The sequence below is a fragment of the Membranihabitans marinus genome, from assembly GCF_021729155.1.
Classification (GTDB): domain Bacteria; phylum Bacteroidota; class Bacteroidia; order Chitinophagales; family Saprospiraceae; genus Membranihabitans; species Membranihabitans marinus.
In genome coordinates, this window is sequence record NZ_JAJQYA010000006.1 from 74,447 (window position 1) to 87,482 (window position 13,036).

The 13,036-nt window shown below is 39.6% G+C and carries 10 protein-coding genes; 5 read left to right on the plus strand and 5 right to left on the minus strand.

Annotated features, from left to right (window positions below; translation table 11 throughout):
- Window positions 1-22: 22 nt before the first annotated feature.
- From LVD51_RS05910 to lysS, 3 genes are all read right to left on the minus strand, one after another.
- Window positions 23-2,098: a M28 family peptidase gene (locus LVD51_RS05910; protein WP_236970279.1), complete on the minus strand. Its 2,076-nt coding sequence runs from the start codon at window positions 2,096-2,098 to the stop codon at window positions 23-25.
- 140 nt (window positions 2,099-2,238) lie between these two features.
- Entirely contained in the window at window positions 2,239-2,682 is a 444-nt protein-coding gene (locus LVD51_RS05915; RefSeq protein ID WP_236970280.1) for a DUF5606 family protein, read from the minus strand.
- 4 nt (window positions 2,683-2,686) lie between these two features.
- Window positions 2,687-4,210 (minus strand): lysine--tRNA ligase, encoded by a 1,524-nt coding sequence (lysS, locus tag LVD51_RS05920; protein WP_236970281.1) that lies wholly within the window; start codon window positions 4,208-4,210, stop codon window positions 2,687-2,689.
- A gap of 241 nt (window positions 4,211-4,451) precedes the next feature.
- On the opposite strand from lysS, the gene LVD51_RS05925 reads away from it, so the two are divergent.
- The 3 genes from LVD51_RS05925 to LVD51_RS05935 all read left to right on the plus strand — a co-directional run bounded on the left by LVD51_RS05925 (window position 4,452) and on the right by LVD51_RS05935 (window position 9,184).
- Entirely contained in the window at window positions 4,452-7,025 is a 2,574-nt protein-coding gene (locus LVD51_RS05925) for a SprB repeat-containing protein (protein ID WP_236970282.1), read from the plus strand.
- 11 nt (window positions 7,026-7,036) lie between these two features.
- Window positions 7,037-7,939, plus strand: coding sequence for a histone deacetylase family protein (locus LVD51_RS05930; RefSeq protein WP_236970283.1), 903 nt, complete (start codon window positions 7,037-7,039; stop codon window positions 7,937-7,939).
- Between the two features lie 63 nt (window positions 7,940-8,002).
- Window positions 8,003-9,184 (plus strand): aspartate aminotransferase family protein, encoded by a 1,182-nt coding sequence (locus tag LVD51_RS05935; RefSeq protein WP_236970284.1) that lies wholly within the window; start codon window positions 8,003-8,005, stop codon window positions 9,182-9,184.
- On the opposite strand, the gene LVD51_RS05940 is transcribed toward LVD51_RS05935, so the two are convergent.
- On the minus strand, window positions 9,181-9,774 hold the full coding sequence (locus LVD51_RS05940; RefSeq protein ID WP_236970285.1) for a TraR/DksA family transcriptional regulator: 594 nt from the start codon (window positions 9,772-9,774) through the stop codon (window positions 9,181-9,183). The genes LVD51_RS05935 and LVD51_RS05940 overlap by 4 nt on opposite strands.
- 101 nt (window positions 9,775-9,875) lie before the next feature.
- Here LVD51_RS05940 and LVD51_RS05945 point away from each other — a divergent pair, with 101 nt between their 5' ends.
- The gene (locus LVD51_RS05945) at window positions 9,876-10,742 is read left to right on the plus strand and encodes a mechanosensitive ion channel family protein (protein WP_236970286.1); all 867 of its coding nucleotides are present in this window, start codon (window positions 9,876-9,878) and stop codon (window positions 10,740-10,742) included.
- A 42-nt stretch (window positions 10,743-10,784) separates the two neighbouring features.
- On the opposite strand, the gene LVD51_RS05950 is transcribed toward LVD51_RS05945, so the two are convergent.
- On the minus strand, window positions 10,785-11,201 hold the full coding sequence (locus LVD51_RS05950) for a glycoside hydrolase family 20 zincin-like fold domain-containing protein (RefSeq protein WP_236970287.1): 417 nt from the start codon (window positions 11,199-11,201) through the stop codon (window positions 10,785-10,787).
- 433 nt (window positions 11,202-11,634) lie between these two features.
- On the opposite strand from LVD51_RS05950, the gene fucP reads away from it, so the two are divergent.
- Window positions 11,635-12,969 carry an L-fucose:H+ symporter permease gene (fucP, locus tag LVD51_RS05955; RefSeq protein ID WP_236970288.1) on the plus strand — a complete coding sequence of 445 codons (1,335 nt, stop codon included), beginning with the start codon at window positions 11,635-11,637 and terminating at the stop codon, window positions 12,967-12,969.
- Window positions 12,970-13,036: the final 67 nt, after the last annotated feature.

The window sequence follows — 13,036 nt, forward strand, 5'->3', positions numbered from 1 at the left end:
TTTATGATGGGTAATAACCGCATTATTGTTTTAAAAGCTCTTGAATTTCAACCAAATGTTTGTACAATTTCTCTAAGACTTTTTCGTGTTCTTCGAGGGCGATGGTCAATTTTTCAGTTTCATTATTGACAAGATAATATCTCAATCCCGGCAACATCCATGCTGCATATCCGCTATAGGGATCAGAACATGCGTATATGGATTGATACCATTCACCAAATGGCATTCCTCCGTCTAATATCAATTGTCTTTCTGCCTGAATAAGGAGTTGATTGATTTTCGATGGATATTTGCCCTTATAGTCGGACAATGCTTCATCTATTCGCTGGCCCAATGTGGCTATCGCTACTGCTTGAACTACTAAGTCAGACCATCCTCCTTCATTAATATTATCCGGAGCGTCCATTTTGGCCAAATCTTTGATGTGATTCACCAGATCTAGCCCATAAGTTTCCATGTTCAATGGGATGGTGGGTTTTTCACTGAGTTGAAGCGTGACCAAACCGACTAGTTTTGCCAAGGTAATACCGTTTTGATAAGTAGAATCTCCGAACTTATGGAACCAATGTAAGTCGTCATAATTCGAATGGTAAAGGGTAGATCCACTCATCGATGCTGCCATGGCCGGTATACCGATATGGGAATAGAATCCCAGGTGATCAGATCCTCCGCCCAGATTCCCAATGGAAGGACTTGAATCTTGCGGTTTAGATTGATTTTCTAACCAATGTTCCCAAATCGTCTTGGGAGAATTCATATAAGAGGTATATTTAGCTGCCTCATGGATTATAGGTTTTAGTGATGGCGAAGCTGCTGCACTAAATCGAGTTCCCGAACTAGCGGCATCGGCATTGATATAGGCAATGGTTTTGGCATTGAGTTCTTTGCGCATTTCTTCTACCCATTCTGTAGATCCCAATATCCCGTGTTCTTCAGCATCCCAATGACCGATGAGGATACTTCGTTGAATACCTTTGCCGGATTTGTTTATTTTTCCTAGGGTTTCCGCTAAACTCAGTAGCATGGCCGTTCCACTATTGGGGTCAGTGGTGCCATAACCCCAAGCATCGTAGTGACATCCCAAAATAATCCATTCATCGGGATATTTACTGCCTTCCAACATGCCAATAACATTGTTGATTCTTACAAAATCTTTGGGTTGGTCTACATCTAATTCAACCGTGAGTTGAGGACCTCCGATTATCCTATAAGTAAAAGGTAGGCCACCTTGCCAACTGTTAGGAACGACTTGGCCCTTCATTTCTTTCAATATTTGTTCAGCACTTCCATAACTCATAGGAAGGACGGGAATTTCATGGAAATCGACAGAGTCTATCGCCAGTCTTTCTGGAGAGTCGGTCTGATCTAGAGGTAGGGCTGGTTCAAATGGAGTCAAAGGATCTCCGGTAAAAGGTAGGGTGAGAACGGAACCTCTTTGAATGGTAGACGAATTGTAGTATCGTCCCTCGGGATAAGGCAAGCCTCTTACATAGCCCGCATCTTTGGGATCGGTATACATTATTAGGCCTATAGCTCCTGCTTCAGCGGCAAACTTGGCTTTGAAACCACGGAAATTGCCCCCATATCGAGCGATGGCTATTTTCCCCTCAATGGAAATACCCATTATTTCAAGCAGTTCGAAGTCTTCCTTCTTACCGTAATTTACATATACTACTTCTCCAGTGACACGTCCGCTCCCAGAATAGGCATTCCACCCTATATCCAAGTTTTCATGATTGCTGTATTCATCTTCTAATAAGATGTCTTCTTGATTGCTCAGCGGTTGTCTATGAGGAGTGATAATAGTGGCTTGTGCTTTGCCCGGAGATTTGGGCATATAGATGTCATAGGGATATTTTTTTACTTTAAACCCCGCCTGGGACATGGTTTCACCGATATAGTCAGCTACTCTTTCATTGGCCTCGGTTCCAGCTCGATGAGGTTCTTTAGCCAATTTGTAAAGGTGGGTTCGAAATGAAGTCGTATCGATGTTTGATTCCAACTGCTGAGCCCAGGTTTCAATATTAGATTGGACTTGACACAATAACTGACCTTGTATGAGGACGACCCACATACTGACGAGTGAAATATATTTCATATTATCTTTTGATTGATTTTATAGTTGCAATATCTATTGTTTTATTGAATAATGCAACTCGTGCTTGATCTATTTCATAAATGAATATAGTCAAGCCGCAATAACGATAGTGAAAATTGAATATTGGATAAAACTTTTACCTATTCTTCCTCTCCGCTTTCTTCTACGATGGCATCTTCAATCAATGTTTCATCAGACTCTTCATTGCCCAATTTTTCAATGATACCTTCTGCATCTAAAAACAAATACCAGGCAATTATTTTTTTAATGTCGCTGGCGTACACTTTGTCTTGATCGTAGTTGGGTAGTACTTCGGAAAAGTAATCTCTATACTCGGATTTAGTAATCCCTTCCTTGGGTGGATGATCCTTCATTTTTAAAAACACATCACTCAATGGGATGGCATCTTCATCAGTATAGATGGCTATAGACTCTAATGGTGAAAACTGATAGGATCTAGTGGACAAGAACTTTTTTTGTCCATCTTGCATAGACGCTACAATAATACCATTGTTTTTGGTGGCTATCAATCTAAATAAGCCGGGTAGCCCACTTACGGCTAATAAATCTTTTATTTCGCTCATCTTTTTATTTCTCGTTTCTCATTTGTGGAAAAAATATTACTTCTTGGATCGATGTTTGACCTGTCATCAACATCGTCAATCGATCGATACCTATACCGAGGCCTGAAGTAGGAGGCATGCCGTATTCCAAGGCACGTAAAAAGTCCTCATCTTGAGCCATGGCTTCTTCATCTCCTCTAGCTGCCAATTTTAATTGGTCTTCGAATCGCTGTCTTTGGTCTATAGGATCGTTGAGCTCTGTATAGGCATTGGCTATTTCTTTGCCATTGACAAATAACTCAAAACGCTCTACCAACCCAGGTTCTGACCGGTGTTTTTTGGCCAAAGGCGTCATTTCAATCGGATAATCTGTGATATAAGTCGGTTGGATTAATTGAGGTTCTACCAACTCACCAAACAATTCGTCGATTAGTTTTCCTCTACCCATGGTAGAGTCAACCTCTATATGTAGTTTTTTGCATTCGCTGCGCAATTCATCTTCCGTCATTTTGGCAACATCGATAGATCCATATTTCAATATCGATTCATAGATGGAAAGTCGCGGATAAGGTCCTTGGAAATCGATGGTGTTTTCTTTGACTTGAGCTGTGGTTTGACCCAATACTCGCTGAGCAATAAAGGCCAAAAGTTTTTCAACCATTTCCATCATCCAGTGATAGTCCTTATTGGCTACGTATATTTCCATGGATGTAAATTCGGGATTATGGGTGCGATCCATTCCTTCGTTTCTAAACATCTTTCCGATTTCATATACCCCATCAAATCCTCCGACGATTAATCTTTTTAAATACAATTCATTGGCTATTCGCAAGAAAAGCGGCATGTCCAATGTGTTGTGATGGGTGACAAATGGTTTGGCTGCTGCTCCCCCATGTACAGATTGCAATACCGGGGTTTCAACCTCAAGCCATCCTTCATCATCAAAATATCTTCGCATGGAAGATATTATTTTAGATCGAGTAACAAATATTGGTTTTACTTGATCATTGACTATCAAATCAACATAGCGCTGTCGGTATCTCAACTCTGGATTTACAAAAGCATCGTGTTTCTTTTCTTCTCCAGTTTCAGCATCTTTAGTGATTTTGACTACAGGTAGTGGACGCAGCGATTTGGCCAATACCTTGAGCTCGGTCACGTGGATGGTAGTTTCACCTACCTTGGTCGTAAAGGCATAACCCTTGATGCCCACGATATCCCCTATATCTAATAATTTTTTAAATACAGTGTTGTATAGAGTCTTGTCTTCACCAGAAGCGATGTCGTCTCGACTTACATATAATTGGATCTTACCAGAGCCATCTTTGAGAACAGCGAAGGAGGCTTTACCCATTACCCGTTTCGTCATCAGACGACCAGAAAGGCAGATCTCAGTAAAGTCAGCTTTATTTTCTTCTGTATAATTTTTTAACACTTCCGCTGCAGTGGTGTTCACTGGGTAGGCTTCGGCAGGATAGGGATCAATTCCCAATGCGCGAATTTCCTCCAATGCCTTCCTTCTAATAATTTCTTGCTCTGTTAATTGCATATTTTTGAACTAATATTTATCAATCCTAACTCCTCTAAATAATAGGGGTACAAAAGTACGGTAAAATTGGGAAATCATAGGATTTTCTAGAGGCTAGATTTAATTCACATTCATATTTATGAAATAATATAGGTTAAAAAGACGTCTGTATTGAGAATATTACCAGACTTCTTCTTTATTTTGAGAAAAATTTATCCTTTTGCATCCCATGGTTAAAACCGTTACTATAATTTTTCGTCCATTGTTTTTTTCTCTTTTGCTGCTGTTTGCCATCGGTCCAGCTATGGTTAATGGTCAAGATTGCAGCGATATAATCTTCTATACTCCTAGTATTAATTCAGAAGTGATTCAAAATGGGGTTGTTTATAAACGAATTCAATTTCACATTAGTCATGCTTCGAATACCGACCCCAATGCCTTTTATTTTTTATTGGTCGATGGAGCGGTAGAAGATATAAATACTAATGATTATCCATACGGATCTCGGACACCAGGAATATTGGTTCCCGTAGATGCCGATACCATTTATATACAAGACGGCAGCGATTTGAGTTGTAGAAAACAAGTCATTCTAAATTTAGAAGCCGATAAATGTTCATTCAATACTCACGTTAATTCCATTTTAAATGGCAGTGATTGTAGCGATGTAACAATTGAAATTTCCGTAGGAGATACTATAGAATTGGATACCATAGCGTGGTATAAAGATGGAGATGAATCAGTAGTGGTTCACGATGAATTGATCTATGTCAGACCAGAGCCCGGATCGTATAAGCTATTGCTTTCAGACACGGCAGGCTGCGAAGCCATTATCGACTTTCCGACGGTGGCCTGTCCGCATTCCAATGCCGGTGATGATTTCCCTATTGCACATTGTATAGACGAAGGATTGCCGCTCAATCTTTGGGAGCATCTCGCTTCCACGGTGGATCTCGGTCAGTTTTACGATAACAATTTCAACAGTATAGATAGTATCGATGCCCGGCAAATCAACTATGGTAGCAATGGGATTCATACCTACTACTATATTTCTCAGACCCCTTCTTTGGGAAGAGATACAGCCGAAATAACGGTAGACGCATATACGGGAAGATGTAGGTCTTGTGTATTTGAACTGGCGAATCCAGTGATGACTTGTGTGGCCGATAGTCAATACATCGATTTTGAGATCAGAGGCGGAGATGGGATAATGGATACTGCGTATCAAGTAGTATTTCCCGATGGTTTGGATACCGTTTTAAAATATAATGAGACATTTAGATATTTCAATACTTTATATGATGCCCCACTATTGATTCAGTTGCAGTCGGTAGCTAGGACGTCCTGCGATAGTACCATGAATTTGGGAATATTTCCCTCTTGCAATATCAGCAAATGTGGATTTGAGGTGTTTTCTGCAGTGGATACCAATCTTTGTTTTGATGGCAATGAAGGAGGTATAGGGTTGACGATAAGCAAAGGCACAGGCCCATTTACCGTAGATTGGTCGACTGGGGACAGTGGTGAAGTTCTACAGCATTTGGCAAGTGGTGATTATGAAGCTTATATCACTGACGGAGTGGGTTGTATAGATACTTTTGAGTTTAGAGTAGGTGGACCCAGTCAAGCCAATGAATTAAAAATTCTTCTCGATGAATCCTCTCAAGATAGCGTGTCGATAACCATAGGAGTACAACAAGGTATGGGAACATTTGATATTTTAGCTCAACTAGATCTTCAATCGGCGAATTTTACCGCAACTAGAGGAATTGATCAAACCGTGACCTTTGAGCAGACCAAAGATACTGCCCTCGTTTCGATGACAGATATCAATGGCTGTGTAGTAGATACTACGATTATACTTACTCCCAATTGTATAACCCCGATTATACAGCAGACCAATCTTACTTGTGGTTTTGAGAATGGAAGTATTCAGATAGAGGTTCCGGATGATATCATGTTGCGCTCTACCATTACTTGGGACGATATAAGTGGCAATGGTTATTGGGATAGATCTGATTTGGCTTTGGGCGATTATCATTATACCATTGACTACGACAGATGTTCTATCCCAGGTACAGTATCCATGGCTGAAGACATCTACACTCCAGTCAATATATCGATATTTAACAACTGTGAATTGGACGGCATAGTGACTTATTATGTTGCCGATTCGGCTCAATTGATCAATTGGATGATTGATGATGAAATTCTGCCCTATTTTTCTATTGATCTGCCTACCAATCAAGCCTTTGAATTTATTACTGAATCTACGGAGGGCTGTTTGGATACCGTCAATCTCAATACCAGTGAGGAAGAGTGGCTAAAAAAATTGGCCTATCGAACAGACAATACCTTAGAAGCAACGTTGAATATAGATCCTATGGGATATTTAAATTTTGGTTGGCGAACCGATGACGAAATGCTTTGTTCGGCTTGTTTAGAATATGGATCGACAGAAATTATTCAATCAGGGGTTTATAAATATTTTGTGGAACAGTATCCTGGATGTTATGCTGATACCAGTCTTAGTTTGAGACAGGATAATCAATATTTTGAAATGCCTAATGTGATTACGCCAGAGGGAATTCAAAACAATTTCGTTCAGATATTTGATCCCTATAAGCAGATGGCATCGATTATGGAATTTAATGTATTCGATCGCTATGGAAATCTGTTGTTTTTTAAAAATGATTTTATGCCCAATTCTGAGGATCAACTCAATTGGCCAGCCAGCTATACAGAATTGCCAGATATTATTGTCTGTGTAGCCAAGATCAAATGTGTCAATGACGATGAGGTGACTTTGACACAGAGTGTATTGGTTTTGAGATAATCGTTTCGCTTATGTTGAAAATCGCATATGCTCCAGTCTATAAATATTCATTGCCCAATGGGCATCGATTCCCTATGGAGAAATATGAGATTCTTCCTGAACAACTACTGTATGAGGGAAGTATACAAAGGGAACAGTTTTTTCATCCAGACAGGCTGACAGAGGCTGAGATTTTAAAGACCCATACTCCAGAATATTTAGATAAATTATTTCAGCAAAAATTAACAGCGAAAGAAGTTCGACGGATCGGCTTCCCGATGACGGAAGCATTGGTGGAACGCGGAAGATACATTTCCATGGCTACCTATCAGTGCAGTTTATATGCTATGGAATATGGGATTTCTATGAATATTGCCGGTGGTACCCATCACGCTTTTGCCGACCATGGGGAAGGATTTTGTATATTAAATGATGTAGCTATAGCATCCAATTTGTTGTTGGAAGGAGATCCAAATATGAAAATTTTAATTTTGGATTTAGATGTTCATCAGGGCAATGGAACTGCCCATATTTTTCAAAACAATAAGTCTGTTTTTACCTGTTCTATGCACGGTCGAAACAATTATCCCTATCAAAAGGAAGTGTCGGATTATGATATTGAATTGGACAAGGGCATAGGGGACGATGAGTATTTAAGATCTTTGGCTGAATTGTTGGATTCACTAAGTGAAATATTTAGACCAGATATAATTTTTTATATTGCCGGTGTAGATGTTTTGGGAATTGATCGATTAGGCACTTTGAATTTGACAAGAAATGGGGCAAAAGAAAGGGATCGGATGGTTATAGATTATGCCCAAAGACATGGGATTCCTTTAGTCGTAGTCATGGGTGGAGGATATGCGGTTAGTTTGGCGGCTATAGTAGATGCCCACGCCAATACCTATAGAGTGGCTATGGATTATATGTCTTAACCAATGTAGAAGGATGTAGTCGCGGCGAGTATTAAGATTAATTCAAGAGGGAAAAAAGAATATATGAATTTTCGAAGTCTATTTTTGAAGCATTTGGCCCAGACCAGTCCTGAACCAATGGGATTGGAGATTGTCAAATCTAAGGGATTGTATTTATGGGATAGGGATCATAAGCGCTATGCCGATATGATCAGCGGGATTGGAGTAAGTAGTATAGGGCACCAACACCCAGCGGTGGTGGCGGCAGTAAAAGATCAAGTGGATCAGTATATGCATACCTTGGTATATGGTGAGTTTGTGTTAGAACCACAAGTTCGATATGCCAAGAAACTCACCGATATGCTCCATCCTTCACTCAACAGTATCTATTTAGTCAATTCTGGAGCAGAGGCTACAGAGGCAGGCTTGAAATTGGCAAAGCGGTACACTGGACGACCTAAGATAGTCAGTTGTTTTGAGTCTTATCATGGGAGTACCACTGGTGCTATGGCGCTCAACAGTGATGCATATTTTCATCGACCCTATCGACCATTAATGCCAGGGGTATCACATATTCACTTTAATGATTTGGCCGATCTCAAAATTATTGATGAATTCACGGCAGCTGTAGTGGTCGAGCCCGTTCAAGCCGAACGTGGATTATACCCCCCAGACCCGGGATATTTGGAAGCACTTAGACGTCGATGCTCAGAAGTGGGAGCATTGTTGATAATGGATGAGATTCAGACCGGTTTTGGAAGGACGGGTAGGCTGTTTGCTCATCAGAAGTACGATGTGGTCCCCGATATTATGTTGATCGCCAAAGGAATGGGGGGCGGAATGCCCATCGGTGGTATGGTTGCAGATAAAAAACTAATGGATGTGTTTTCACACGATCCAGTTTTGGGGCATATTACAACATTTGGAGGTCACCCTGTGACTTGTGCAGCTGCATTGGCTACCTTGAATGTATTGTTGAAAGAGGACTATATCGATTCGGTGCAATCCAAGGAGGCTTATATACGCAAGGTAATGCATCACGATAAAATCAAGGAATTGAGAACGGCTGGGCTATGGGCAGCCATAGAGTTGTATTCTGAAGCTGAGATGCATTCAGTGGTGAAAAAGGGATTGGAACGCGGATATATTTACGATTGGTTTTTGTTTAATGCACAGTCGGTTCGAATAGCTCCTCCATTGAATATAACAATGGAAGAACTCGAAACCGCTTGCCTGCACTTGCTTGAAATTTTAGATGAAATTTAATCATCAAAATTTTCATCAGACCCCAAATCTGGTCCTTCTAAGTCTGGATCGAAAAAATCGTCATCGTCATCGTCGTCCAATGAGATATTCAATTTTTTGTTTTTGTCAGGATTGGCTGATGTCTTCTTTACTACCTTGGAGATCACCTGTCTTTCCTTATTGACATAAGGGAGCTTAGATGGTCTTTCCTTTTTCTTAGCACTAATGGCTTGGTTCTCTTCTGTTTTAGCGACTAGTGATTTGGTAGTAGTGGGTACCGCTTTTAGTCTTTCCTTGGGTATGAGTTTGTTGGAAATAACGCAAATACCGTAGGTCTTATTCCGAATTCGAACCAAAGCATTTTCAAGATCTTGTAAATATTTACGTTGTCTGATGGCCATGGTGTTCAGCAATTCCATATCGTTGTTGAAACCGGAATCGTCAACCCAGTCACCTCCGTGTTCATCTCCGCCATTCTCAGTTGTTTCAAGAATCTGTTCTTGAATATTGTCCAATTGAGCTTTGGCTTTATCAAGGCGATCAGCAATTATGACCCTGAATTCTTCTAATTCTTGGTCAGAATATCGAGTTCTTTCTTTTTCCTCTGCCATATTATTAATAGTTTAATTAGAATTTCTAATTTGTTTTGCAAATATGTAATATTCCAACGTAAAAATAGTTTTCTTGTCAATAAATTTATAACGAAATATACATGCAAGTAATACTTAATATAATCAAGGTTCTCATTGTGGTGTTAATTTCTAGTCATCTGTTTACACCATTTGACATTTTTCCAGCTGGGGTCAAGGAATTGAGGGGGTTTTCGATCTTGTCTAATTTCCTTATTGCGGTGCTAATGGTCGATCTCGGTATCAGAACCATTATCCATTTTTATAAGAGAAAAAAGAATTTAGGGGCTGGCAAATACGATAATGTGACATTGGGGCTTAAGAATATCTATTATTTATTCTTAACTGGAGCTTTAATATCGGCAATTTTAGCGGGATTTGGTGTAGATTATAAAACTTTTTTTACATCGATTAGTATCGTTGCGGCTGCTATAGCCATTGTTTCCAAAGATTACATCGTAGATATTATCAGCGGTATTATTCTCAGTTTTTCGTCTTACATTAAAATAAACGACTACGTTAAGGTCGGAGAAGAAAAAGGTCGAATTATTGATATGACATTGAGTAAGACCCTGTTGCTCAACGATGAGGACGATATAATTGCCATCTCAAATAATAAAGTTTTTACCTCGGAAATAACCAATTATACGCGAAAGGCAAGTAAAAAGGTGAGCATTGATTTTGAAATCAATCTTCACGCCTTGGATACCATCGAAAAATTAGAACAAGAATTGATCAGGAGTTTAGACGATTATAATAAATATATAGTCGAAGATTCATTTCAGTTTAAAATAGTGGAAATTCACAAGGATAGTTTGTCTTTAAAATTTCAGTATGTCTTAAAGCGGATGAACCGACCGATTGAAAAAGATATTAGAACCAAGACCGTTCGTCGCGTGGTCAATCTGATTATGGAGAATATGGATAAGAATAGAAAGCCCGAAGAATAGATTTCGTTTCTCAGAGATATATAATAGGGTGGTAGTGGTGGATTAGTTTTCTATATCGATAGTGGGATAATCGAGAATGGTTACAGAAGGTAGAGCTGAATTTTTAATGTCAATCTCTGAACTGGGAAGTATCTCGTCCATCATCTGAACAGCATTCCACAACCCTCCTCGTTCTGCCGCAGAAATCGTAATGTGGCTAGAGTGGATATCGATGATAAAGCCCCCTTGGGGATATTGATCAAGATCGGAGTCGTAGGTAAATAAAATCCCACTGTTCATATGAATATTGGCATCGATCATTTGAATGTCGTAGTCCTCGTCTAAGAGTCCCAGTAAATACTGAGCGGCTGCTTCCATGGTGGTATCACTGATGTATATGAGGGAGTGATCATCAATGACAAAAGGGGATTGGCCCCGGTCAGTAAACTCTATTGGTGGAGAGGAAAGTTCTATTGACAATACTTGTAGGTCGGGCCTGCAACTTTGGTTAAAGACCAAAAAGCAATATGAGGAGATTAAAAAAAACAAAGACCTAGGTTTCATGGATATTATTGACTTTCGCTCAATTACAAAGTTAGTCAATTTATTGGTAATCAATTAATTTGTGTTTCAATAACTACATAGTGTTTCACTTCAATGGCAGTATATATTGTTAGTACGAATTGAAATTGGATTCATCCTAGGTCAAATATGGCTGAGGTAAGTATAATTAATCGAGGAATAGAGGTTTTGGGGTAGGCGTATTTTGTTTTAAGGATATTTTGAATGTCGAAATTTAAAAGGCAGTAAATCATTGCCATTGATCTTTTTTTTATATTGTGACCTGAATTTCAAATTTATTATCAGATTGGATATTTAGAATAGAATATATAAAACAAGTAAACATTCCAGAATGAAAGATGAAACATTACTTAGCGTAGATGGTGGTTTGGTCGCTGAACAAAAGAAGGTGCCTGTGGTATCCAAAAAGGTGTTATTGCCTTTTATCCTTATAACATCGCTATTTGCCTTATGGGGATTTGCCAATGACATCACGAATCCCATGGTATCGGCTTTTAAGAAAATCTTGGAATTGGACAATTTTCAAGCATCTTTAGTTCAATTGGCCTTTTACGGAGGGTATGGAACCATGGCTTTGCCCGCTGCTATATTTATAAAAAAGTACTCTTATAAAAAAGGAATTTTATTGGGGTTGGTCTTATATGCTTTTGGAGCCATCCTATTCTATCCTGCCGCTGTCTATCAACAATACTATTTTTTCTTGGCCGCTTTATATATACTAACATTTGGTCTTGCTTTTTTGGAAACCACAGCCAATCCATATATTTTGTCGATGGGTGATGAGGCTACTTCCACCCAGCGACTCAATCTGGCTCAGGCTTTCAATCCCATGGGGGCATTGGCAGGACTCTATGTCGCACAAACTTTTATACTGGGATCCTTGCAGTCGGATGATGTCGATTTTTCAGCCATCTCAGATGATGCCAAAGCATTGATTAAGTCTCAGGATTTAATGGTCATCAGAGATCCTTATGTTATTCTGGGAATATTTGTCCTTTTGATGTTGGCTCTTATCGCCTTTGTCAAGATGCCGGAAAGTGCGGATCAATCCAAGTCCAGCGTGGGTGAATCTATACGGCGGATCTTTAAAAAGAAGCATTTTGTAGGTGGGGTTATAGCTCAAACATTTTATGTAGGAGCACAGATTATGTGCTGGACCTATATCTATCAATATGCCGAAACCTTGGGTATCGACAATCAAACGACGGTTTATTACGCCATGTCGGCTTTAATTGTCTTTCTATTGGGGCGTTGGATTTGTACTTTTTTACTGCAATATGTCAATGCCGGTAGATTGTTGATGATATTGTCCTTGGGTGCTATTCTATGTACTTTGGGTACGATATTTATACCTGGTATGGGTGGATTGTACAGCTTGGTGGCTATATCGTTTTGTATGTCATTGATGTTTCCCACTATCTATGGGATTGCCCTCAAAGGATTGGGAGAAGATGCCAAGTACGGTTCTGCCTTTTTGGTAATGGCCATCGTCGGTGGTGCCATCATGCCATCGTTGCAGGGGTTGATTTTGGATATGGGTGGACCGGGTTATGAGGACGTAGTATTGATGGGAGTTTCGGAAGTGAAATTTTCCTTTGTATTGCCCTTATTCTGTTATGTAGTGGTAGCTGTCTACGGATTGAGAAGTTATCGTGGTGGGGAGTAATACGAAATACACAAAATTTAATATTTACATACATTTATTCAGTTTGATTCTCTGGAATACAAGTCGC